Here is a 24462-nt window from a genome sequence, read left to right on the forward strand (position 1 = left end):
ACTCCCTTTTACTTTCCTTTTTCGGCTAAGCGATTCAAAAATTTCCGAAACCTTTTACTGTCGTAATTAGCCATTCCAGTTTTGCGAACTACGATTTTTTCATTGGGTGAAATCACAAAGGTTGAAGGAATTACGCCTGTTTCGTACACTTGAGGCAAATCAGAAGTAAGTTGATAAACCGGGAAATCAAATCCCTTTCTTTTTACCCAACCTCGGGCACGACTCATTTCTTTATCGTAAGAAATCATCACAAAAACGATATCTTCCTTATTCTCAATTTTATTGTAGAGTTTGTTGATGCTCGGCATTTCTGCAACACAAGGCGCACACCAAGTAGCCCACATGTTGATGAAAATGGTTTTTCCTTTTAAGGAATTCATATCAAGATGATTGCCCTCAGCATCTACCAACGAGAAATTGTAATCGGCATCAATGAATTCTTCTTCTTTCAAAGTTCCGGCATTCATGACACCAGTTTTAAGAACCACTTGCTGCACTTTTCCAAAGACTTCAGCTTGGGCACCCGTGATATAAATGACAAGGAAAACCACAATAATGATCGCCAATTCAATAATATCCCGTTTCGAAGGTCCTTTCTTTTTCTGTTTCTCGCTCATCTTTTTCAATACAAATGCCTAACTGGAATGGTTTCAAACCTAACGAAAACTAGGAGTTTTTTACTAGTAATGAAAATATGCTTCCGTTGAACCTTATTTGTGCTTTCTTAGAACTGTTTCAACTTGCATAGCGTTCAGAGTTTGGTACTTTTGCCGAGCTATTATTTAGAACCATTCTAATTATTAAATTCAGAAATAATGAAACGTATATCAGGATTACTTTTAACGCTATTGGTATTGCTTACCGTTTATGCTTGTGGCTCTTCAGAAGGTGTTTACTTCAAAAATCTTAAGGATGGAGATGAAGTTGGACGCACTTTTAAGGTTGAAATGGGTGTGAACGGAATGGAAGTTGAACCTGCTGGCGAAGTTCATAAAGGTAAAGGTCACCATCATATTGTAGTAGACGGTAGTTATGTGCCTGCTGCTACGGTTGTACCTGCCGATGAAACACATATTCACTACGGAAAAGGTCAAACAGAAACTGAATTGACTTTAAGCCCAGGTAAACACACTATCACTTTACAGTTTGCAAATGGCCTTCACCAATCTTATGGTGAAGAATGGAGCAAAACCATTACTGTTACTGTGAAAGACTAAGATTTTCAACCTATTGAAAATGCCTTAAGGCGAGTACAGAGTTGCTCGTTTTAAGGCATTTTTTTATGCCCTTGTTTTCTTAACTAAAGTCAATGAATTGAGGCTAAGGTGGTTTGTAGTTTTGCTTCTGAAAGGTCAAAAAAACTCAAAAGAACAACAACTATGAAAAACTTGAAATCACAATTCCGATGGGCTGGTTGGCTCTATTTGGTCATTTTTATCACGGCTGGTTTTGCCGAAGGCTATGTCCGTGAATCGCTTATTAACCCTAATAATGCCGTTGAAACGTTTCATAATCTGCAAGAAAATCAAGGCTTATTCAGGCTTGGTTTCCTTTTCGATTTGATTGCTTTTTCTTGCGATGTTGCGGTTTCCATTATCCTATATCAGCTGTTAAAACCAGTCAATAAAACCTTGTCCATGACAGCTGCCGCATTTCGTTTGTTGGCTCACCCTGCTATTGGTACAATGAATTTATTGAATCATTTGGCACCAGTACTTCTGGTAAGTCAATCTAATTTTGAAGCTTTTTCTCAAGAACAAATTCAGGTTTTGGTCGGCTTCTTTTTCGACCTCCATAAGCATGGTTATCTTATTGCAGGCTCATTATTTGGCATTCACTGTGTTCTATTAGGAATATTGATTTACCGTTCTTCTTTATTCTCTAAATGGTTAGGTGTATTTTTAGCTGTGGCAGGACTAACCTATTTGATTGAGAGTTTCGGTAATTTCTTAGCTCCTGAGTATGCCGAAATTTTGGCAATGGTTGTGGTAATTCCTGCAGTGCTAGCCGAATTGTCACTATGTTTTACTTTACTCTTGAAAAGAAATTTTCGAGAATCTTTTTCATATGAAGTTTAGAGAAGCCAAACTAGCCGATTTAGAAACGATTGTAGCCTTGCTGGCCGATGATGAACTTGGGCAAAAGAGAGAAGCATTTCAACTTCCTCTGCCTAACAGTTACTTGCTCGCTTTCCAGAAGATTGCTGAAGATGAAAATCAAGAACTGATTGTTTTGGAAGGGGAGAATGGCCAAATTTTAGGCACTATGCAATTGAGTTTTCTTCAATATCTTACTTATCAAGGTGGAGTAAGAGCTCAAATTGAAGCTGTGAGAATCGATAAAACGTATAGAGGACAGGGATTAGGCAGTATCATGTTCAAGTGGGCAATTGATAGAGCAAAAAAGAAAGGGGCTCATTTGTTACAGTTAACTACGGATAAGCTCAGACCAGAAGCTATCCATTTTTACGAAAACCTTGGGTTCAGAGCAACTCATGAAGGCATGAAAATGCATTTTTAATATTTTTTTCAATCTTGACTTAAGTCAATGACTTTCAAAATTGGGGCGACTACTTTTGAAATGTCAAAAATCAAAACAACATGAAAGCAATTGTTTATCGCAAATACGGTGGTCCTGAAGTACTTAAATTGGAAGAAGTGGAAAACCCTGTTCCGAAAGAAAATGAAGTTTTGGTGAAGATTCATGCAACTTCTGTAACCGCTGGCGACTGGCGCATGAGAAAAGCTGAACCTTTCATAATTCGGGCTGTGGCAGGTCTTATCAAACCTAAAAAGCCAATTTTAGGCTACGAACTATCAGGCGAAATTGTGGAGGTAGGCAGCCGAGTTACGCGCTTTAAAGTGGGTGATAAGATTTTTGGCTCTACCGGATTTGACCCTGGAACCTATGCTGAATTTAAAGCGGTTCCTGAGGATGCAAACATTGAAATTATGCCAGAAAACTTGAGTTTTCAGGAAGCTGCTGCGGGTCCAATTGGTTCTTTAACCGCGCTTTATTTTTTGAGGCAAACAACGATTTCGGAAGGAACAAAAATACTAATTCATGGAGCTTCGGGATCAGTGGGGACGGCTGCTGTACAGATGGCTCATCATTTGGGAGCACTGGTAACAGGCGTTTGCAGTACAAAAAATGTGGAGTTGGTGAAGTCTTTAGGTGCGGAAAAAGTTATTGATTACAAGGAAGAAGATTTTAGAGAACTCAACGAAAAGTTCGATGTAATTTTCAGCACAGTAGGTAAAACTTCTTTTTCAGCATGTAAGCATTTATTAAAAGAAAAAGGAGTCTATTTGAGCTGTGCTGCTGACCCTAGCGATTACTTTCAAGGAATGAATTTCTTCAAAGGAAAAAGAAAACTGTTTTTGGGAATATCGAAACCAAGCCTTAGCGACTTAAACCAAATTCAGGATATGATGGCTCAAGGTCAGTTGAAACCTACCATTGACTGTGAATATGCCTTAAGTGAGATTCAAAAGGCGCATGCCTACGTGGAAAAAGGCCATAAGAGCGGCAATGTGGTGATCAATGTGATTGCTTAAGGGCAACTCTTTTTCTTATTCTGCTTAACGATTCTGGTTTAATACCTAAATAACTAGCCAAATGATATTGAGGAACTCTGTTGAGCAATTCTGGCCGGGTTTCCATCAAATTGAGATAGCGTTCTTCAGGGCTTTTGGTGATAAAATCAGAAAGAATTTGCTGGCTTTTGCCAAAGTCATTTTCAACACTCACTCTGCAAAGCGACTCGAAAGCCGGTACTTTCGCGATCAATTCCTTTTCCTTCTCATATGTGAGAACCGTAAGTGTTGTTTCCTCTAAACATTCAAAATAATGTGGAGCCGGTGTTTTGTTATTGTAGCTAATGAGCGAGGCTACGGCTTCACCTTCAGTGTAAAAGTAGGTGGTTTTTTCCTCTCCATCGACCAGATAATATTGCCTTACCAAACCCTTCAGATTAAAATAAGCTTCTTTCGAAATTTCTCCTTCGCGCAATAGTATGGTTCCTTTTTTATAGGTTTTAATCGGAATACAATCATCAATAAATTGGGCTTCTTCTGGGGTGAGTGGAATTTCAAAAAGTGAAGAGCTTTTCATGTTTAAGAGAAAAATGTTTGCTTGAATTTCAATATATCTTCCATTTAAAACAAACCTAGGTTGATATTAGCAGTGTAGGAGGCGTCTAATGTGTACAGTAAAAGTTAGTCTAGTTTAGCCAGTTGCGCCAAAGTCTTTTTACCTCTTGACTTAAAACCTGCTGAGGCGTAGGGCAATTGATCTTCTATTAGAATTTTGAGTTCTTCCTTTAATTCAGGAATGTGCTTTACAATGTTAAAAAGCACCGTCATTGAAAAGCATTTTACCGCGATAGCTTCATTTTTAGAAGCCAAGAAGTTGAAGCAAATATCGGCTGTTTCACCCCAAAGCGTTTCTGGAATATCGATTTCCTGTAAAATTCGAACGGTATTTCGCTTGATGGCATCATGATTTTCCGTTTTTTTCAAATTTTGGACAAGCGTGGCTAAATGCTTCTGAACAAGTTTTGGATACTTTCTTCCAACATCTCCCAATACCCATGCGGCTCTTTGCGACAACAGTTGATCTTCAGATAAAAACACATTCATCAGCGCATCGAACCGTTCCTGCTGATTATCAATATAATTAACAAGCATGGCCGTATGTTCTTTGGAACGGTGGGCAAGAAGTTCTTTTCTGAAGTCCATTTTTTCTGTTCAATCAAATTTAGTCATCTTTAAATATCATCCTTTACACACCATGGATATTGTATTAATCATTTTAGGAATGGTCTGCACCTTAGTAGGAATAGCAGGATGCATTCTTCCGATTTTGCCTGGGCCGCCCATTAGTTTTTTAGGTATTCTGTTACTCCATTGGACGGACAGAGTTTCGTTTTCTGATGATTTACTTTGGACTTTAGGTTTGATAGCGGCAGGTGTAACCGTGTTGGATTATGTGGTACCCATTTACGGAACAAAAAAGTTTGGAGGTACAAAACGTGGTGTTTGGGGTAGTACCATCGGTTTAGTGATAGGCATGTTTTTCTTTCCACCCTTTGGAATCATTCTAGGGCCTTTGATTGGCGCTTTTGTTGGCGAAATGAGTGCAGGTCAGGATACGAATAAAGCCATGAAGTCGGCATTGGGCTCTTTTATTGGTTTTTTGGCAGGTACCTTATTAAAGTTTATTGCCTGTTTTGTGATGGCCTATTACTTCATTATTCATTTATTCTAAAGCGGTTTTGAATACATTTTTCTCGATTTAGCAAACGTTTGCATTTCACTGAAATGAATTAACTTCTATTTTTATCACTGAGGAGTATTTGTCTCCATTGTGCTACATATGAGAGGGTTAATTCTTTTTCTGCTCGTTATATCCTGTTTTCCCATCAAAGGGCAAGAAGTTCGTTTTTTCGATCTAGGAAAAAACTTGGATGTAGATGTTCCTTTTTCCCGTGGTGCTGCCATTGTCGATTTTAATAATGATGGTTTTGAAGATTTGTTCATCACTAGAAAGGGGAGGAACAATTGCCTTTTTCAGAATATGGGAGATGGCACTTTTCAGGAAGTGGGAAACGAGGCTAAAGTGGCCTTTATAGGTGCATCGAGTTTTGCTACTTGGGCCGATTATGATAATGATGGCTGGGAAGATTTTTATTTGGCCACGAGCGCTGATGAACCCAATAGGCTCTATCGGAATAAAGGAAATGGAACTTTTGAAGAAGTTACTTCAGCCACAGAAACAAGAATCACAGGCTTAACCATTGGAGCTATTTGGGGTGATGTAAACAATGACGGTTGGCTGGATCTTTATGTTTTGGTCATGACTGGCGACAATCATTTGTTGATCAACCAAGGCGATGGCACTTTTCAAGACTCTACATCGGAATGTGGTTTATATGGGCTGAGGCTCAGTATGGGCACGGTTTTCATCGATTATGATTTGGATAATGACTTAGATGTTTATGCCACCCATGATGGTTCTGGGAATCTATTTTTTGAAAATGATGGAACAGGTCACTTTACCGAAGTTTCCGAGAAGGTTGGTTTACAAACCAAGAGCCAGGCGATGGGTGTTGCCGTTGGCGATTTTAACAATGATGGTTGGCCCGATCTTTATTTGACCAATCTTTATCACAACGATTTATTTAAAAATAACGGAGATGGCACTTTTTCAGAAGTCAGCGATAAAGCGGGCATAGAAGATGAAGGAATGGGCTGGGGTGTAAGCTGGCTAGACTATAACAATGATGGCTTGTTAGATTTATACATTGCCAATGATTCTGATTATTCGGCTTATTCAAATGCACTTTTCAAGAATAACGGAGATGAAACTTTCACCAGAGTTGGTCAAGATTCAGATTTGGCGAGTAATGGAGCCACTTATGGTACTTCAATCGGAGATATTAACCGCGATGGAAAACCTGATATTCTCATTTCAAACCAAGGCAAAACCGATGTGGCTCAGCTCTTTATCAATGCTGAAGAAAATCAAAATCATTGGCTCCGTCTTAAATTACAAGGATCAGAAAGCAATCGTTCTGCCATTGGTGCCAAGGTTCTGCTTCATTCTAAAGGAAAAACTTTCAGCCGAGTTATTACTTCTGGAGGAAGTTGGGCTGCCGATGATAGCCATATGATTCACTTTGGATTGGGTGATTTGACCGAAGTGGAAGAATTGAAAGTAACATGGCCGAATGGTAAAGAGGAAGTTTTCACCCAGATTAAACCCGATAAAGCTTACAAAATTATTGAAGGAGAAAGTTTGGGACAGCTTGATTATCAATCGATACACTTGTTGGGTGAAGAGAACATTGTTACTTCACTGCATTTGAATGAACCTCAAATTTCGAACTATATTGATATTTTGAGTTCAAACCCTTTTCATGATAGTTTTCAATTTGAGTTGAATTTGAAACAAACTCAGCCCATTGAAATTTCTGTAATGAATGCTGAAGGAAAGGCAGTAAAAAGTCTACACCAAGGAGTATTCTCCGAAGGAACTCATTTGATTTCATGGAATGGAACCGATAAAAATTCAGCGCAGGTTGAATCTGGTTTCTATTTCATAAACGTGAAAGGCAAATATTTTAACGAGACTTTGAAGCTGATCAAATCTCATTGAACTTGTTCTGAAAGAAGGATCGCGAGAAAATCACCCAGCCCAACCATGAAGCTATTAAACCCGTGATCAAAGAAGGGACAACCCATTCAAACTGATCGGCAATTAGCCAACCGACTAAGCCCAAAATCATAGAGCCAATTGCTCCAGCTTCGTTCACTCTTTTAGCATATAAGCCTGCAATCAAAGGCACAAATAAGCTGACCAAACTGAGTATTGATGAAGAAGCCACCAAATCATAAATATTCCCTTCATTAAATGCAAAGGCAATAGAAATCAACGTAATCGCTATAATGGAAAGTCTTACCAACATCAGTTCTTTTTTGTCGGTAAGGCCATTTTTGAAAAGCGGTTTTATCAGGTTTTCGCTCAAAATGGTTGCTGGGGCTAAAATGGCTCCGCTTGTAGTACTTAATATGGCGGAAATAAGTGCTCCGAAAAACAGCACTTGAATGCCCAACCCAGTGTGCATCATAACGATTTGAGGTAAAATGGATTCACTTTCGGCTTGTTGGGTATACCCTGGATTTAAATAGTTGGCACATAGGCCAATATATAAAGGCAAAAGGCCAATGGTTAAATACATGAAGCCTCCTAAATGTGCGCTTTGAACAGCCACTTTGGAGCTTTTAGCGGCCATCACCCTTTGAAATACATCTTGCTGAGGAATGGAACCTAAACCGATTGTAATCCAAGCGGCAAAATATGTTAGTATTTGACTTAAGTTGGCCTCGGGTACAAAACGATAGAAATGTTCAGGTACATTTTCAAGAACAGGAGCGAGGCCATCGGTTTTTTGAGTCAGACTGATAGAGATAAAAACCAAACCTATCACGATCATAATGGTTTGTATACTGTCCGTAATGGCCACCGCCCACAATCCTCCAGAAACTGTGTATAACAACACAATAGCAGCGCCTAAGAAAATGCCAACTTTGAGCGGAACACCCAGAACCAATTCGCCCATTATGCCCAGGGCTACCAATTGAGCGGCAATCCAGCCAAAATAGGAAAGCACCAAACAAATGCCTGCAATAAATTCTACACGTTTGCCGAATTTGATTCTATAGAAATCGCCAAAAGTGTTGATGCCCATTTTATAAAGAGGCTTGGCAAAGAAAATACCGATTAGGAAAAGGCAAAGAGCAGCCCCAAAAGGGTCTTCAATCACGCCTAGGAATCCGTGGTTCACGAATTCTGTAGAAGCACCCAAAATAGTCTCAGAACCAAACCAAGTGGCAAACAGGGCAGAGGCCGCCATAAAAAGCGGCAGCCTTCGTCCTGCAAGTATAAAATCATTAGATCGTTTCACATACTTCGATGAAAACAGACCTATGGCTAAGGTTATTCCTAGGTAGATTAAAATGTAAGTGGCTAACAAGGTTAATCTTCTATTTCGCCAATTGTAATTTCTTTTTCAATGTACCCTCCTCGTGTTGAGAGAATTTTCACCTTCGCTTTTGCTCCTTTAATTTTATTAAACTGAACCTCAAAAACAGCTTTTTTAACTTCTCCTGGAAGAGTTCTGTCCATATACAAAGTTTTGTCGTGCAGGGTGGGTGTCAAAATTTGAACTTGTGCATCTTTTTCTCCTTTGATCAATTTTGAATCAAACTGAAGCTGAACACGATCTTCGCGAACAATTTTAACCAATTGAGCTTGGAGTAGTGCAGTAGGTAAATTGCCTGTGTTACTGTAGGTAACCGTTACCGAGTATGTATTTCTGTTCTTTTTGGCTACACTCACATCATCCAATTGAATTTGAGGTAAATCCATAGCCATTGCTAGATTGAAAAGCGCCTGTTTTTTAGCCCAATTTTCTAACTGCCAAGGAGGGCCATTCTGCCCAAAGAATTTAGGATGAAATCCACCAATTTCTACTTTTCCGAGTGTTGGGTGTTCGAAAGGTTCCCATTCTTTAAAGCCTCTTCCGCCATTTTCTTCATCGTCCCATCTTAAGCCATCATAATCATCATAAATGCCATTGTTATCATAATCTTTCATGGCGCCATTGTTCCATAGCTCATCACCATACCAAATAGCTCCGAAGTAGAAATACCCAAAATCTGGCCCATGGCCGAACAAGGGGCTTGGCTTCAATGGATCGCCTGTAGAAGGGTTTACTTTATAGCGAGTGGCATAAGTTTCGTAAACATCGCCAGCCCAAGGATATCCGGTAATGGAAAGGCCAACGCTGTCGTATTTTTTATAAAGTTCTAAATCTTCAGGATACATGCGTTCCTCACTTTTTGAAGTTGATGGAGCACGCAAGTGCATGGGTACACGGGTGTCCATTGAGTTTGCCACGGAAATGTTGGAGTGTGACAACATCCACATTACAATAGAACGTGATTCTGCTTCTGACAACGGGAATTCACCAGCTCCATTTTGCGTATATCCACGGCCAGTTGCATCTCCGCCAGTATCGGGGCGCCAGTTTTCCAAATAGTTTCTGTGAAGGTCTAAGCCACCGATTCCATCTTCATTAAATCTACCATCTCCGTCATTATCAATGCCTTCAGAATAGACAAACCAATCACCGCCACTAGAAACACGTTTCATCAGTCTACCTTTCGGATCGCGTTCATCTATCGTGTGAGTTCCTTCTTCGCCTTTCTTGGCCTTTCTTCGGATTTGGTACATTATTCCATCACCATCCAAATCTTCTTCGTCATCTTCATCTAATAAACCATCACGATCGTTGTCATGAGGCTTTACTGTAGATCGATTTCTTTGGGCTGTATGTAAATAGAGGTTTGAACCATCAGGGTTATTTTGTGGACGCAAGTAGATGGCTTTGGTATCAATAAGTTTAGTAATGGCGGGATCGGAGCCATAACTTTCTAATAAATGCTGAGTAAGCCATAAAATGGATTCACTACTTGTAATTTCCCCGCTGTGTCTTCCTCCTTCAAAATAAGCGGCTGGCTTGTCGGTGTCTTTGCCCGTTTCCTTATTGGTGAGCGTCATTTGTAATATTGGGCGACCTTCAAAGCTGGTGCCGACCTGATACAAATCAATAAGGTTTGGATATTTTTCGGCCCAAAGCTTATACCAATAATACATTACATCCACTGTGTGATAAGTGTCGAATGTAAGCTGTTTCATGGGTTCGTATTGAACTTCGGGATGTCTGTACTGCTTAAAAAAGCTGATGCCGTGTCTTTCTCCCTTTACGGTATACATGGTGGTGTCTTTGTCAGATTCTGGCCAAGTTACTGGATTTAGCTGCCTTACTTGGGCGGCCAAACTCAAGCTACAGAGTAGTAGAAGTGACAATAAAAAAATTCTGTTCATAGTAATTGTGGTTGATTTTCGGAATGGAATTTAAGCATTGTTTCCTATCACCAAACACCTTTTTATGGCAGAATTATGTAAGCGGATTTTAAAAAGAAGACTATTTATAAAAATAAATACCTCAGAATCGACCAAAATTCGGTGACTCTGAGGCGAGAGTGGACATGTAGTTTGTCTTATTTTTTTGATTTCTTCTTAAAGGCAAATACGATTAAGAAGAATACGATTAGTAATGGCCAAAGGCTGATTAACCAGATAATGCCTCCTACGAAACCATGCCATCCGTTGGCAAGTGAATTCAGAATTCGCTGCCCAAAATTGTCTTGTTCTTCTGGCTCATATACATATGGTTTCACCTCATATGCGTTTAGGTGAATGGTGCTCATGTCAATCTGATCGTTCAAATATTTCAATCTTCCTTCTTGAGATTCTATTTCCGATCTCACTTGATTCAGCTGACGCTCAATATTCATTATGTCGTTAATGTCAGTTGCCTTTTTGAGCAATTCTCTATAACGATCTTCCAACGCTTTTCGGTTTTTCAACCTTGTTTCCAAGTCGATATATTGCTCGGTTACATCTTGTTGATTTTGAGATTGAAATGCGATTTTTTTCGCCAATGGTTGTAGCCCTTTAAAAAGCTGATCGAAATTTTTCGCTGGAACTCTAATGGTATAATTGGCTTCTAAACGCTGATCATTATCGTTGCTGCTTTGGTTGGTAATATGAGCGCCATATTTTTTCAATAATTCAGGAATTGATTTTTCGAAATCTTCGATATCCTTCACCTCCAAATTCAAATTTCCAGTAGTGATTATTTTTTGATCCTGAATTTCATTGTTGAAATTTCCGGCTTGGGTGCTCATCATTTTTCTGCCCACAAATCCATCGGTTGCCATTTCAACGGCTTCATTTTGAGGACTAAAATCAGCAGAAGGTTCTGCAGGTATACCTCCATTTCCACCGGGCTCACAAGCACTCAGAATTAATATGGAGAAAAGAAAGAAATATAGTTTCTTCATGGCTAAATTCATTTAAGGGTAATTTTAAACTCCACCACATGATTGCAATTTCCAGACCAACCTTGCTTTTGAACGAAGCTCAATGCAAAAGAAATATTGAAAAGATGGCTCAAAAAGCTGATAAGCTGGGAGTTAAATTGGTTCCGCATTTTAAGACTCATCAGAGCAAAGAGGTAGGCGAGTGGTTCAAGCCATTTGGGATTGATGCGATTACGGTTTCTTCTGTGAAAATGGCGGAGTTCTTTGCGAGCTTGGGCTGGAAGAAGATAACCATTGCTTTTCCTTTCAATATTTTAGAAATCCCCGTAGCCAATAGATTAATTGAAGAAGGTGTTGAGCTCTATCTTTTTGTGGTAGAAGAAAAGGTAGTTTCAGCACTTAATGAACAGTTAAGTGGAAAGGTGAACGTTTTTATTGAGCTGGATGCTGGTTATGGAAGATCAGGTATTGTTACCGATGATTTATCAAGGATTTCAGCTTTAGCGAACACGATTAAAGAAGGGGAGAAAACGGATTTATATGGCCTATACTGCCATTCAGGAAATACTTACCATGCCGATTCGGTTGAGGGAATTCGTGAAATATGGGCTTCTACTCTAACCAAAATGGCAAAAGTGAAAGCAAATCTGATTTCTGAGTTTCCAGTGATTAAAGTTAGAGTGGGCGATACTCCTGGTTGCACCCTTGTGGAGGAAATGCCAGGTGTGGATGAGATTGGCCCTGGCAATTTTGTTTTCTACGATTTGGTGATGAATTACCTAGATGTTTGCAACGAAACCGACATTGCTGTGGCCATGGCTTGCCCAATTGTTGCTAAAAATGAGGATAGAAAGGAAATCGTGATTCATGGTGGTGCTGTTCATTTTTCGAAAGATCATTTGTTTGATGAAAATGAGCATAAGTTTTTCGGAGAAGTTGTGATTTTAGAAGAAGAAGGCTGGTCGCCTATTATTGAAGGCATCAGATTGACTTCACTTTCTCAAGAACATGGCATTCTGAAAGCCGAACCCGAAATTTATGAAACCCTAGAGGTTGGCGATGTTATTGGCGTTTTGCCGATTCATTCGTGCTTAACTGCCAATCTTATGAAAAAGTACGTAACCTTTAAAGGAGAAGAAATTTTGCATTTGGAAAATTTTTAAACCCGAGGCAACCTATTGCATAATGCGGTCGTCTACTTGCTGAACACATGGATAGAGTGTTCGGTCAAAACAACTCAAAACGACAACATTATGATTAAAAATTACCTCAAAATTGCGTTTCGCAGTCTTTGGCGAGACAAGTTTTTTTCTGTTCTCAATATTTCTGGCTTAGCCATCGGAATTTCTTGCGTGGTTTTGATAATGACTTACGTGAACTACGAATTGAGTTTCGATGGTCATTTTCAGAATAAGGAAAACATTTATCGCGTAGTGGTTGAAGGAAGATTCAATGGACGTGAGTTTACTGGAGTTCAAAATCCTGCACCTGCAGGGCCTACTTTTAAGTCTCAAATTCCTGAAATTGAAGAAATTATAAGATTTAGAAATACAGGGGACTGGATTGTGAAGTATGGGGAGAATGTATTTACTGAAGACAATTTAGTCTTTGCTGATCCCACCTTTTTCGATGTTTTCTCAATCAATCTTTTATCAGGAACGGCCGACAAAGTTTTGTCTGAGCCAAATCAATTGGTTCTCAATCAAACCATGGCCAAAAAGTATTTTGGAGATGAAGATCCAGTTGGCAAAATCTTAAAACTTGATAATAGAGAAGATTTTGTGGTTTCTGGGGTTTATGAAGACATCCCAGATAATACACATTTCAGGTTCGATTTCATTCTGTCATTCATTACTCGAAAGGATCAGTACGAAAATCAGGAGTGGCTAAGCCAAAACTATGAAACCTATATGGTTTTGAATCCTAATGCTGATATAGAGCAAGTTACGGATAAAATGAATGCAATCGCTGTCGATAAAATGGGAGCGGAGCTTTCTAGATATTTGGATATGTCTTTTGATCAGTTTGAAGAAGCTGGCAACAGATTTAAATACTTTTTGCAACCTCTTGATGAAATTCATCTCTGGTCTGATAATTATGGGGGCTTCGAACCAGAAGGAGACATTACCTACGTTTATATTTTCACGGCCATTGCCACATTTATTTTGGTATTGGCTTGCATCAATTTCATGAACCTTTCTACAGCTCGTTCTGCAAACAGAGCGAAGGAAGTTGGAGTAAGAAAAGTCTTGGGCTCTTTCAGAAGTCAGTTGATAGGCCAGTTTATTTCAGAATCAATTCTTATTACTTTCATTTCTGGTCTTTTAGGCTTGGCCTTGGCTGTAATCGCCATTCCTTACTTTAGCGATTTTGCCGATAGAGCCATGAACGTAGACTTTGCTACAAATTTGCCATTTGTTGCCATTGGTTCCGTAGTTGTAGGCTTTTTAGCAGGACTTTACCCTGCATTTTTCCTTTCTGCTTTCGCTCCGGCTAAGGTTTTAAAAGGGAATATTTCGTTGGGTTCTAAATCCGGGGGATTACGAAAACTGTTGGTCGGTTTTCAGTTCTTTGTATCTATTTTACTCATCATAGCTACTTTCAGTATTTCAAATCAGTTAAGCTATATTCAGAATAGGAAATTAGGATTTGATAGAGATAGAGTTCTGATTGTGAACAACGCCTATATGCTTGGCGATAATACACAGGCTTTTAAAACCAGCGTTTCCAACATTCCTCAAGTTGAAGCAGCAGGTTTTTCTAGTTTTCTTCCTACCAGTAGTTCTCGTTCTTCTACAGTGTTTTTTCCAGATGCTATTAAAGACCAAGAAAGAGGGATGGTAATGCAAAACTGGAGAGTAGATTACGATTATTTGGATGTTTTTGGGATGAATTTGAAGCAAGGCAGATTCTTTGATAAGACATTTGCGACTGATTCAACCGCAATGGTAATTAACGAAACGGCCGCGCGCCTATTTGGTATTGAAGAAGTAGACGGAGCCATAATTGGAACGTTTGAGGATGATGATCAGATTTTAGATAGCTATAATGTGGTCGGAATTATTGAAGATTTCAATTTTGAATCGCTCAAGGCAGAAATCGCTCCCGTAATTATGCGATTGGGAAATACTACGGGTTATATGGGCGCTAAACTCAATTCCGATAATTACGCTCAAATTATAAACGAAGTAAGATCAAAATGGGAGGAATTGGCACCAGGTCAACCTTTTGAATATTCATTTTTGGACGATCGCTTCGATAATATGTACACCGCTGAGTCTCGTTTGGGAGAAATTTTCAGCTGTATTCGCTGGTTTGGCAATAGTGATTGCCTGTTTAGGATTGTTTGGTTTAGCTGCATTTACTGCTCAAAGAAAGACCAAAGAAGTCGGTATCAGAAAGGTATTGGGGGCCTCACTTCCTCAATTGGTATACCTTATGTCTAAGGAAGTTTCTATTCTGGTTTTAGTGGCTTTTGTAGTGGCTTCAGCATTGGGTTATGCAGGTGTGAATTGGTATTTGCAGGATTTCACCTATAGACCTCCGATTAATATGTTCCTATTCCTTTTAGCAGGTTTAACAGCTTTTGTTATCGCGTTTTTAACCATGAGCTATCAGTCCATAAAGGTGGCAAGAGCTAACCCAGTTAAAGCTTTAAGAAGCGAGTAAGATCATAAAGCCTTCACAAAGAAGCAGTTCGTGTATCGGACTGCTTTTTTTGTATAATAGATACAAGAAGTTCGCTGCAAAAGTGTTAGAATAGCAACTTGTATTGCAGGAGAGAATGAAAAGTATTGCCAAACTTCCTATTCTTATTTGGACTGTGTTGACCTTAATGGCTTATGCCAGCGTTTGGGTTTCTCCTGTAACTTTTAAGTATTCGGGCTTAATGTCTTTTGGCATTCCGTTTTTTTTATTGTTGAACATTGCTCTAGTGCTGATTTTGGTTTTCAAAAAACCTAAGAAAGCATTGCTCCCATTTATTCTGGTTCTTATCGGCTTTCCGTTTATAAAGTCCACACTTGTATTCCATAAGACTTCAGTCGATCAAAGTAATTTTTCTGTAATGAATTACAATGTGATGCTGATGCGTAAAAAAGGCACTGAGGTTAGACCGGAAATGGTCAAGTGGATGGCCAATGAAACTGCAGATATAAAATGCTTTCAAGAATTCTTTTACACTCCTGAGATAGCCAAAGAAATAGCGAAGAAGGGAGAGTACAATGTTTTTGCGGGAGCTTATAAAAATGCACTTTCCATTTTTTCAAAATATCCAATTATAAACAAAGGCGCATTTTACGAGAGTAAATCAACCAACAATATTCTTTTCGTAGATCTTAAGATTAACAGAGATACCATAAGAGTTTACAATGTCCATTTAGAGTCGATGGCTATTAATGTCGACCAAATGATGGATCAAGAAAAGATTGAAGAAAACTATGATATTGTGAGGCACAAAATAGAAAATGGGTCAGTATCTCGTGCCAAGCAAATTAATGATCTCATTAAGCATATAGAAGAAAGCCCATATCCCGTGATAGTAGCAGGAGACTTCAACGATATTCCCTACAGTTACAATTATTTTAAACTTTCCCGATATTTTGATAACGCTTTTGAAAAAGCAGGGAGCGGTTTTGGTTTTACATATAATGGTAAAATACCTTTTTTACGCATTGATAATCAATTTTTTAGAGGTAAAATTAAAGTTCATAAATTTAGCACTTTAAAGCACATAGATTATTCTGACCATTTTCCTGTAGTAGGTTATTATTCTGTAAGTGATTAAATTACAGATAATTTCCCAAAATCATGAGTACTGAAAAAAAGTTGAAAAGATCATCCGATCGAATGCTTGGAGGCGTGTGTGCTGGCCTAGCAGAGTGGTTCGGATGGGACGTCTCCGTAGTAAGGATTCTCTACGTTTTGCTCACTATTTTTACCGCTTTTTCGGGATTGATAGTGTACATTATTCTGTGGATAGTTATGCCAGAAAACTGAGTTTGTCTCTAAAAATTATAAACAACCGAAAATGACAAAAAAAATAGCTAAGAACGTTGCCTTGTTTAGTCTGGTGGCGATTCTGACAGCGAGTTGTAATCTTGACTACTTCGCTGATGCTGAACTTAGTGAATTTACATGGAACCCATCTTTGGCCATTCCAATCGGAGAAATTTCCTATTCTGTAAGCGAATTGTTTTCCGAGATCAGTAATTCCGGAGTGGAGATTGGAACTGATGATAACAATATTGTTCTGCTAACTTACGAGCAACAATTGCAATCTCAAAAAGCAAGAAGTTTCCTTTCCTTGATTAATCAAAATTTTAATGAAAGTTTGCAAGGCGGATTGGTGTATGATAATCCTGGCTTCACCAAAGATGAAAGCAAGAACGAAAAATTTAATTTCCCATTAAAACCTACTGAAAATGAGGAATATGATAGTATCAACTTCATTGGTGGAAATTTAGTCGTTACTGTTAACTCTGATTTTAGTGCTCCAATAGATTATGAAATGACTATTAAGTCATTGATCGATAAATCTAGTAATCAACCTGTAGTTCTTACGGGAACATTAACGTCTTCATCACCGAGTGAATCCATTACAAAAGCTCTTTCTCAATACAAAGGTGATTTTTCGAAAATGGCTGATGGTTCAGCGACTAGAAACAACATTGTCGTAGAGCTTTCATACGTGGTTCATGTAAATGAGAATTCTCAGATATCAGCTGAGGATGGCGTAAACTTCTCGTTTGCTATTGTTGATGCAGATTATGATTTGGTTTATGGTGATGTTGGGCAGAGAGAAATAGATATCAATTTTCAGTTGATGAATCTTAATTTTTTCGATTCGTTTAAGGACGGAGACTTGATTTTCGATTCTCCAAGATTCAGCTTTGTGTTTGAAAATAGCTTTGGTTTTCCCGTTGGAATGAACTTCAGCAATATTGCTGCGGTAACACAAAAAGGTCAGATTATTCCTTTAGAAGGGGCTGCGGCAAATTCGACAGTAATAGTGGATGGCCCAGAAATCAATGATATTGGAGGCACGCTTACAAAGAGTTTTGTTTTGGATAAAACGAATTCGAATGTGGCAGAACTGGTAAGCTCCAAACCATCAAAAGTAATTTTGGAAGTTAAGTCGGTTTCAAATCCTGATGAAGCACCACAGCAATACAACTTCGTAACTGAGAATAGCGAATTGAACGCCTCGGTATTACTTGAGCTTCCTTTGATTGTAAATATCAATCAGTTGGTTTCTACCCAAAATGTAAGTTTTGATTTTGGAGAAGACTTAGAAAATGCAACCAAAATGACCATGAGGTTGGTTTCTGAGAATTCGTTGCCTCTTGGAGGAGACATTCAAATGGTTTTCAAAGATGATGACGGTGAAGATGTACTGGTGGTAAATGAGAGAGCCTATTTTGATGGCGCCACAGTGGGCAGTGATGGCCGAATTGTAGAGCCATCTATAAAGACAGTCGATATCAGCTTCAGTGAGGAGGATGTCAAACTACTTCAGAAGGCTACCAATATTGATTTGATTTCTAGCCTTTCTTCTACAAATGCCGATGCTGGAGATATTGTCAAGTTTTTCGAAGACTACGAGCTGAAGATTAAGCTGGCTATTCAAGCTGATGTTGATTTAAAAACAAGCGGAAACTAATACGGTTATGAAAAGAATTTTACTCACAGTAGCTTTATTGGTTGTAGCAACGATTAGCTCTTTTGGCCAAGCTTATTTTTCGTTTTACCAATTGAGGGAAATGGTTCCTCAAACCCAAAGCTTACAGCCCGCATTTATACCTAAGAATTCATTTACTGCCGCTATTCCTGGTGCGAATGCTGGAATCTTAACTCGCTCTCAATACAGACTTGAAGATATCTTGTCTAAACAGCAAGGTGATGTCAATTTCAAAATAGACTTCAACGTTTTGTTGGCTGCTTCTTCGGAGTTGAATACGATCAACTCAGACCTCACTTCGAACTTGGCATATTTCGGGATTAAAACGAAAAATGGGGCTTACAGCTTGTTTGCCAATGTTAGAACCACCATTGATATCCGATACAATAAAGATTTGATGGAATTTTTGGCCAATGGTAATTCAAACCGAATTGGTGGAGAAATCAATCTGGAGAATTCTCAAGTGGTAGCTAATTCTTATCAAGAAATTGGAATTGGTCATGCAAGAACCTTTTTAGAGAAAAGGTTAACGGTAGGAGGAAGGGTTAAGCTCGTAACTGGGCTTTTTCATGCTTCTACTGAAAAGAATGCGACAGGGACCTTGTATACTGATCCTACGGATTATTCATGGCGCATTACTCTTCAGAATGCGAAAGTAAACACGGCAGGTTTAGATTACATATTCAATAGCGACAACTACGCTGATAATGCTTTGACCAAATATGCTATGAATAATGATAATCGCACTGTGGCTTTTGATTTTGGAGCTAAGTTTAAAGTGAACAAATGGCTTACCCTTGAGGGCTCGATGAATGACATCGGAACCATCAATTGGGTTGAACAAGTGCGAAACTATTATTCTGCTGACACGACCGTTACAATTTCAGGTGTTCAGTTGAGAGGTTTAGAAGATTCTTCTAATGCTTTTAAAGATAGTGTTCAAAACAAATTAAGATCTGGCGAGTCTCAGATTGGCTTTAGTCGCAGTTTACCTACAAAGACTTATTTGTCGGCTGCTTTCTACTTGAGCCCCAAAAATAGATTGACCGTTATGGCCTTTAATAACTCGGTTTTTCAAGAATTTAAACCTGATTATGCATTGGCTTTCAATCATTCTGTAAACAATTTTACTGCGGGTTTAGTGACAAGTTACAGAGGAGCAAACAATGAATTGAATGTAGGAGCGAACTTGGCCACAGATATAGGTCCTGTGCAACTTTACGTAGCTATGGATAATATTTTGGTAGGGAATAAACCAGAGCAGTATTCCAAATTCGATATGAGATTTGGTTTCAACCTAATGTTCGGTTATAAAAAATGGAAAGTGAAATCCGAAATAGTTGATTTGGATGAACTGTAATCAAAGATTTTGAAAGAATAGAAAGCGAGTCATTGATTCGGCTTTTTTTATTGGTCTTTAGTCAATTCTATGTCAAGTAAAATGGGAAGATGATCACTGTAACCGCCAATATATTTTGGGCCTTGATAAGTTCTGAATGGTCTTGTGGCTCCCGTAGCACCTTCCATAATTAAGAATGGCATATCGAAAATTTGAGCCGAGAACCCTTTTATGCTAGTCTTTTCGTATTTGTCAAGTAAATTCCCTGATACTATAAATTGATCCAAAATTCCCCATTTGTTTTCGAAGCTATGGGTTCCGGTTTTAAATCGAATCGGATACATAAGATTGAAGAGGTCGGTTTGTTTTGTGTCTTCTAAAGTTTCTTTGGTCGCCAAACCCACCATTAAGCTTTCTTCTTCGGGTTCATCATTAAAATCACCGGTAATAACGATTCTGGCCTTAGGGTTCCGGGCAAGAAGAGAATCCACTTTTCTTTTTACCATCTGTGCCGCATAAAGTCGCTTGGGTTTAGTCTCGAATTCGCCACCAAATTTTGATGGCCAATGATTTACGAAGTAATGTAACGTGTCGGTATTAGGCAATAAAGTTATAACATGAAGAATGTCTCTTGTTCTGCTGCTGGTGTCGAAAGGGAATTTTAGGCGATAATATTCGTAATTCAGCAATTTTAGTTTGTCAGGTCTATAAAGGGCAGCCACATCAATTCCCCTTGAATCTTTCGAGTCTTGATGAATGATTTCATAGCCAACAGATTTGAGTTGGGTGAATTCAGTTAAACTTTCCAATACGTATCGATTTTCCACTTCGCACAAGCCAACAAGCGCAGGAGCCTCCCATCCACCGATTGCAATTAGCGTTTTGGCAATATTGTTTAGTTTTAACTGATAGCGCTTTTTAGTCCAATAATGATCCCCTCTCGGAAGAAACTGCTCGTCATTGGTGGTACTGTCATTAAAATAGTCGAACAGGTTTTCAACATTATAAAAGACCAACCTTACCGAATTTTCATTTCTTAGGCTTGGATCAAAGGATTCACTAGCTAAATATGGCTTTTGGGCATAAACTAAAGAAGGTATCCATAAGATGATGAAAATGAGCGAATTCCTAATTTTTAAGTTGCAGTGCGTAAAAGACCAATGCTTAATCATAACTTTGCGAATTGATATAATAAAGTAATTAAAACCTGACGATTAAGAAGATGGAAATAGGTAAAAGTCAAAAATTAAAAGTAGTTAGGGAGGTAGATTTTGGAGTTTATTTAACTGACGGAGAAAATGATGTGCTTTTACCGGGTAAATATGTTCCTGAAGGAACTCAAGTCGATGACGAACTCAATGTATTTGTTTACATAGATTCTATGGGTAGGCCTGTGGCAGTAACAAAAATGCCGCTGGCTCAGCTTGACGATGTGGTGGCGTTAAAAGTAAAGCAAACCACAAGGGTAGGAGCTTTCGTGGATATTGGACTAGAGAAGGATTTGCTTATTCCTTTTAAGGAACAGAAAGAAGAAATGGTAGAAGGCAGAAAGTATGTGGTTAAGGTAATTCTTGATCACCGTACCGAACGACTTATCGGAACTTCTAAACTTACCCCATTTTTAGATAAAAATGGATTCGATCTTAGCGAGGGCGAAAAGGTAAATATTCTTGTTTGGCAAAAAACCGATCTGGGTTTTAAAGTCATTATCAATCAAAAATATCAAGGATTGATTTTTCATAACGAAGTTTTTGAAAATCTCCACGTTGGTGATGCTCGCGAGGCTTATGTGAAGCAAGTTAGAGAAGATGGCAAAATAGATGTCTCTCTACAGAAGCAGGGCTATGAAGCTGTTAAAGATATGAGCCAAATTGTGTTGAATAAAATCCGCATGGAAGGTGGAAGTTTGCCTTATGGTGATAAGAGTAGCCCAGAAGAAATTCAAGATGAATTCGGAATGAGCAAAAAGAACTTCAAGAAGATTTTGGGTGGCCTCTATAAAGCTGGAGAAATAGAGATTTTTGATTACGAAATCCGTAGAAAAACGGAAGGTTAGCCTGAGGAGAGACTAACCTTCACCTAAACTACCTATAAAACTAAAACTAACTTAGTTTAAGCAAACTAACACTTGCCATTTCTAACAAAACAAGGGCTAGAAATCAATTCAGTTTTTGTACTGATCTGATGTTCTGAAATTATATAAATATTTCTAAACATGAAATATTATTTCAAAAAAAAAGTAAATACTTACGTTAAGTTGTGTTTTGATTGCGTTTGGCCTTATAAAGTATTCTTCTTGTTGTCTTGTGTGTTTTTTGATATTGCGCCTTGTTTTTTGTACTTTATAAAGAAGGTAAATATTCTGTTAGGATGTTTAGAGGTGCAGATTGTTCTGAATGATACAGTAGCAATTACTTAATATCGATTTGGTTTGCTATGCCCAAAGCGGTGAATCGTATTGTAAGCTTTCTAGGATTTTCAGAAGGAGTATCACATAAAGGAGAAGGATCGATGTAATACCAATAGTAAGTTTGGCTGCGTTCGTAAAGTTCTTCGCTTTCAGGTTTTCCTAGAACTTTTATGATTGATTTTTGATATAAACCGAGTAGATTTTCTTTGATCTTAATTACGTCTTCAACCATTTCGGCCCTCTGCAAAGCACAGCCGTTTTTATCTCCAATCCATTTTTCAGAATCAAAATCGCCAACTTCAACTTTTTTGGTACAAGAGAAACATAAACAGGTGAAGAGAAGTGAAAAACCAATTGCTTTTTTCATGCGCTTTAAGGATTGGCTGGCAAAGGTAACCTTCGGGCTTTCATCAACCAAATTCCAAAAACTAGAATAAAAGAAATAGCAGCAATAGCTTGCCATAATTGAATCTCAGTGCCAACAAATGCATAAAGCAGGGCTAAGGGAGTAGCTATCAAACGGAGGATTTCGATCATAAGGCTCCAAGATCTGTTTTCAAAAAGTCCACCGAAACTGATTACAGAAAGAATAATGGCAGCAGCAAAAGCTATCTTTTCTACAGTGGTGATTTTATCAATGTTGAAAAGAAATAGGGCAGTGCCTGCCAAAAGAATAATGTAGTGGACCAAAACATATAGGTTTAAACTTGATGCTGACTTTACATCATATTTCTGGTAAATAGTTTTATCAACTTCTGTTGGGCTTATGTACCCACCCATATATTCCGGAAGCCAACCTGGTTTATAGAAGATATACCGAAACCGATCGCTCCAATGCGGAATGGTTTTGATTTCCTTCATCATATCAGAATAGTGAGCTACGTTGGCCCACACCGGATTCCAGCTGTTGATGTTCTTGGTAATTCCGTAAACAGGTCGCTCTTCTTCCTCCTTAAATGTACCGAAGATTTTGTCCCAAATTATTAAAGTACCAGCGTGATTTTTATCTATGTATTTCGGGTTTCTTGCATGGTGAACTCTGTGGTGCGATGGAGTATTAAAGATGGCTTCGAACCATTTGGGAAGTTTATTAATGGCTTCAGTATGAATCCAGAATTGATAGAGCAAATTAAAACCTGATACTGAAACCAGAATAATTGGATTTATGCCCGCAATGGCCATGGGTATATAGAAAATGAAGGTCCAGATAACTTGGGTAGAGCTTTGGCGCAAGGCAACCGATAAGTTGTAATCTTCGCTTTGATGGTGTACACTATGACCTCCCCAAAAGAGATTTACTTGGTGACTCATTCGGTGTGCCCAATAGTAGAAAAAGTCGTAAGCTATAAATGCTAAAATCCACACCAAAACTGAGTTTGGGATTTGAGTGACTGCGAATTCTTCATAAATAAAAGTATAGGCACCAATGCTTAATACTTTTAGAAATGCACCAGTTACTTGAGAAGTAACCCCACAGTTAATGTTGGTAACAGCATCGTTTAATCGATAGCTTTTTACAGCCTGAATTCGATGCACAATCAGTTCAATCCCGATCAATAAAAAATAGACCGGAATGGCGATTACGGTAGGGTCAATTATCATAGGTGTTAAACTCCCTATCAATTTAAAGTTAAAGCTGCTAACTTTCAAAAAAATTGCTGAAAGCAGAATGGCCTTCCGATATGAAAAAACTGACCGTCTTACTTCTTTTGTTTGCCTCAGCTTGTAATTCTAGCTTGAAAGAGGCGCATTCTGTAAATCAAGCGATTGCCTATATTTCCGATAGAAATGGTTTTGATATTTTCTATATCGATGAATTGGGGCAATGGGAAAAACAGGTCACTTTTGGCTCAGGCTCTAATTGGTTTCCCAAGTGGAATAAGGGCTTAAAACAACTGGTTTTTTATCATCAAGGTAGCGCGGGAGGTTTTTCTGTATTGAGTAAAAACCTTTCAGACAAGGTCGAAAACGGTCTTCCTTTTTCAGAGCTGGCCGCCTATCAACTTTCACCCGATGGCAGATATGTTTTTTACACGAAGAAATCTGGTCAAAGTAAAAATATTTGGGTTCGAAATCTTAAAGATTCTACCGATAGAAAATTAACAGATTCTAATGGTTATAACGGTCGTTTTGCAGTTTCTCCCGATGGAAATCAGTTGGCTTTTATTTCTGACAGAACGGAATCGAATGAGCTCTATTTGCTTAATGTTAAGTCGCTGGAGTTAAAGCAACTCACGGACAATGATAGGATTGAAAAGTATATCAGCTGGTCACCCAAGGGCGACCAGATTGCTTTTACGATGCGAGAGAATTCAAGCCATTCAAAAGAAGATATTTATATCATAAATATCGATGGATCGGGATTGGTTCAGGTAACGGATACACCTTATGCCGAACAGGAAATCGCATGGTCTTTAGATGGAAAGAAAATTGCTTTCCATGGAACCACTGAAAATGATGGTGATCAGATTTACACCATTACTGTGGATGGAAAGCAATTTACGAAAGTAACTTCTGGAGAATTTTATCATGGAGAACCCACTTGGGTAGAAGTTCCGGAAGGTTTCTAGACACTTCTTTT

At 38.6% G+C, this 24462-nt stretch carries 24 protein-coding genes; 15 read left to right on the plus strand and 9 right to left on the minus strand.

Annotated features, from left to right (window positions below):
• Positions 1–8: 8 nt before the first annotated feature.
• Positions 9–617, minus strand: coding sequence for a TlpA family protein disulfide reductase (locus tag ACXACJ_RS06070; protein WP_475133407.1), 609 nt, complete (start codon positions 615–617; stop codon positions 9–11).
• Between the two features lie 198 nt (positions 618–815).
• Here ACXACJ_RS06070 and ACXACJ_RS06075 point away from each other — a divergent pair, with 198 nt between their 5' ends.
• The 4 genes from ACXACJ_RS06075 to ACXACJ_RS06090 all read left to right on the plus strand — a co-directional run bounded on the left by ACXACJ_RS06075 (position 816) and on the right by ACXACJ_RS06090 (position 3557).
• Entirely contained in the window at positions 816–1217 is a 402-nt protein-coding gene (locus ACXACJ_RS06075; RefSeq protein ID WP_475133408.1) for a DUF4399 domain-containing protein, read from the plus strand.
• Positions 1218–1379: 162 nt separating this feature from the next.
• Entirely contained in the window at positions 1380–2078 is a 699-nt protein-coding gene (locus ACXACJ_RS06080; RefSeq protein ID WP_475133409.1) for a DUF4386 domain-containing protein, read from the plus strand.
• The gene (locus ACXACJ_RS06085) at positions 2068–2520 is read left to right on the plus strand and encodes an N-acetyltransferase family protein (RefSeq protein WP_475133410.1); all 453 of its coding nucleotides are present in this window, start codon (positions 2068–2070) and stop codon (positions 2518–2520) included. Before ACXACJ_RS06080 ends, ACXACJ_RS06085 begins: the two co-directional genes overlap by 11 nt.
• An 80-nt stretch (positions 2521–2600) precedes the next feature.
• Positions 2601–3557 carry an NAD(P)-dependent alcohol dehydrogenase gene (locus ACXACJ_RS06090; protein ID WP_475133412.1) on the plus strand — a complete coding sequence of 319 codons (957 nt, stop codon included), beginning with the start codon at positions 2601–2603 and terminating at the stop codon, positions 3555–3557.
• On the opposite strand, the gene ACXACJ_RS06095 is transcribed toward ACXACJ_RS06090, so the two are convergent.
• Together ACXACJ_RS06095 and ACXACJ_RS06100 are read right to left on the minus strand one after the other, a co-directional pair.
• Positions 3541–4113, minus strand: coding sequence for a Crp/Fnr family transcriptional regulator (locus ACXACJ_RS06095; RefSeq protein WP_475133413.1), 573 nt, complete (start codon positions 4111–4113; stop codon positions 3541–3543). The two genes, ACXACJ_RS06090 and ACXACJ_RS06095, sit on opposite strands and share 17 nt — an antisense overlap.
• 104 nt (positions 4114–4217) lie before the next feature.
• Positions 4218–4739: a hypothetical protein gene (locus ACXACJ_RS06100; RefSeq protein WP_475133414.1), complete on the minus strand. Its 522-nt coding sequence runs from the start codon at positions 4737–4739 to the stop codon at positions 4218–4220.
• 52 nt (positions 4740–4791) lie between these two features.
• Between ACXACJ_RS06100 and ACXACJ_RS06105 the strand changes: the two genes are divergently transcribed.
• Together ACXACJ_RS06105 and ACXACJ_RS06110 are read left to right on the plus strand one after the other, a co-directional pair.
• On the plus strand, positions 4792–5268 hold the full coding sequence (locus ACXACJ_RS06105; RefSeq protein WP_475133415.1) for a DUF456 domain-containing protein: 477 nt from the start codon (positions 4792–4794) through the stop codon (positions 5266–5268).
• Positions 5269–5376: 108 nt separating this feature from the next.
• A complete protein-coding gene (locus tag ACXACJ_RS06110; RefSeq protein WP_475133417.1) occupies positions 5377–7158 on the plus strand; it encodes an FG-GAP-like repeat-containing protein in 1782 nt (593 codons plus the stop codon).
• On the opposite strand, the gene ACXACJ_RS06115 is transcribed toward ACXACJ_RS06110, so the two are convergent.
• From ACXACJ_RS06115 to ACXACJ_RS06125, 3 genes are all read right to left on the minus strand, one after another.
• Positions 7145–8536, minus strand: a complete 1392-nt coding sequence (locus ACXACJ_RS06115) for a high affinity choline transporter 1 (RefSeq protein WP_475133418.1) — start codon at positions 8534–8536, stop codon at positions 7145–7147. The two genes, ACXACJ_RS06110 and ACXACJ_RS06115, sit on opposite strands and share 14 nt — an antisense overlap.
• 2 nt (positions 8537–8538) lie before the next feature.
• Complete coding sequence (locus tag ACXACJ_RS06120; RefSeq protein ID WP_475133419.1) at positions 8539–10452, minus strand: M14 family metallopeptidase; 1914 nt, start codon at positions 10450–10452, stop codon at positions 8539–8541.
• Between the two features lie 176 nt (positions 10453–10628).
• The gene (locus ACXACJ_RS06125) at positions 10629–11474 is read right to left on the minus strand and encodes a DUF4349 domain-containing protein (protein WP_475133421.1); all 846 of its coding nucleotides are present in this window, start codon (positions 11472–11474) and stop codon (positions 10629–10631) included.
• 38 nt (positions 11475–11512) lie between these two features.
• Between ACXACJ_RS06125 and ACXACJ_RS06130 the strand changes: the two genes are divergently transcribed.
• The 7 genes from ACXACJ_RS06130 to ACXACJ_RS06160 all read left to right on the plus strand — a co-directional run bounded on the left by ACXACJ_RS06130 (position 11513) and on the right by ACXACJ_RS06160 (position 19492).
• Positions 11513–12616: an alanine racemase gene (locus ACXACJ_RS06130; protein ID WP_475133422.1), complete on the plus strand. Its 1104-nt coding sequence runs from the start codon at positions 11513–11515 to the stop codon at positions 12614–12616.
• 90 nt (positions 12617–12706) lie between these two features.
• A complete protein-coding gene (locus tag ACXACJ_RS06135) occupies positions 12707–14899 on the plus strand; it encodes an ABC transporter permease (protein WP_475133424.1) in 2193 nt (730 codons plus the stop codon).
• Positions 14796–15122 carry an ABC transporter permease gene (locus ACXACJ_RS06140; RefSeq protein ID WP_475133425.1) on the plus strand — a complete coding sequence of 109 codons (327 nt, stop codon included), beginning with the start codon at positions 14796–14798 and terminating at the stop codon, positions 15120–15122. Before ACXACJ_RS06135 ends, ACXACJ_RS06140 begins: the two co-directional genes overlap by 104 nt.
• A 115-nt stretch (positions 15123–15237) precedes the next feature.
• On the plus strand, positions 15238–16239 hold the full coding sequence (locus ACXACJ_RS06145) for an endonuclease/exonuclease/phosphatase family protein (protein WP_475133426.1): 1002 nt from the start codon (positions 15238–15240) through the stop codon (positions 16237–16239).
• 23 nt (positions 16240–16262) lie between these two features.
• Positions 16263–16451, plus strand: a complete 189-nt coding sequence (locus ACXACJ_RS06150; RefSeq protein ID WP_475133427.1) for a PspC domain-containing protein — start codon at positions 16263–16265, stop codon at positions 16449–16451.
• Positions 16452–16482: 31 nt separating this feature from the next.
• A complete protein-coding gene (locus ACXACJ_RS06155; RefSeq protein WP_475133428.1) occupies positions 16483–18114 on the plus strand; it encodes a hypothetical protein in 1632 nt (543 codons plus the stop codon).
• 7 nt (positions 18115–18121) lie between these two features.
• Positions 18122–19492 (plus strand): DUF5723 family protein, encoded by a 1371-nt coding sequence (locus ACXACJ_RS06160; protein ID WP_475133429.1) that lies wholly within the window; start codon positions 18122–18124, stop codon positions 19490–19492.
• A gap of 47 nt (positions 19493–19539) precedes the next feature.
• On the opposite strand, the gene ACXACJ_RS06165 is transcribed toward ACXACJ_RS06160, so the two are convergent.
• Positions 19540–20643, minus strand: a complete 1104-nt coding sequence (locus ACXACJ_RS06165) for an endonuclease/exonuclease/phosphatase family protein (protein WP_475133430.1) — start codon at positions 20641–20643, stop codon at positions 19540–19542.
• Between the two features lie 50 nt (positions 20644–20693).
• Here ACXACJ_RS06165 and ACXACJ_RS06170 point away from each other — a divergent pair, with 50 nt between their 5' ends.
• Positions 20694–21527 (plus strand): CvfB family protein, encoded by an 834-nt coding sequence (locus ACXACJ_RS06170; protein ID WP_475133431.1) that lies wholly within the window; start codon positions 20694–20696, stop codon positions 21525–21527.
• Positions 21528–21882: 355 nt separating this feature from the next.
• Here the strand turns inward: ACXACJ_RS06170 and ACXACJ_RS06175 are convergent, their stop codons facing one another.
• Together ACXACJ_RS06175 and ACXACJ_RS06180 are read right to left on the minus strand one after the other, a co-directional pair.
• Positions 21883–22248 carry a hypothetical protein gene (locus ACXACJ_RS06175; RefSeq protein WP_475133433.1) on the minus strand — a complete coding sequence of 122 codons (366 nt, stop codon included), beginning with the start codon at positions 22246–22248 and terminating at the stop codon, positions 21883–21885.
• Positions 22249–22253: 5 nt separating this feature from the next.
• Positions 22254–23483 carry a sterol desaturase family protein gene (locus ACXACJ_RS06180; protein ID WP_475133434.1) on the minus strand — a complete coding sequence of 410 codons (1230 nt, stop codon included), beginning with the start codon at positions 23481–23483 and terminating at the stop codon, positions 22254–22256.
• Between the two features lie 80 nt (positions 23484–23563).
• On the opposite strand from ACXACJ_RS06180, the gene ACXACJ_RS06185 reads away from it, so the two are divergent.
• Complete coding sequence (locus tag ACXACJ_RS06185; protein WP_475133436.1) at positions 23564–24451, plus strand: TolB family protein; 888 nt, start codon at positions 23564–23566, stop codon at positions 24449–24451.
• Positions 24452–24462: the final 11 nt, after the last annotated feature.

Source organism: Roseivirga sp. AWQ4_251 (assembly GCF_056158225.1).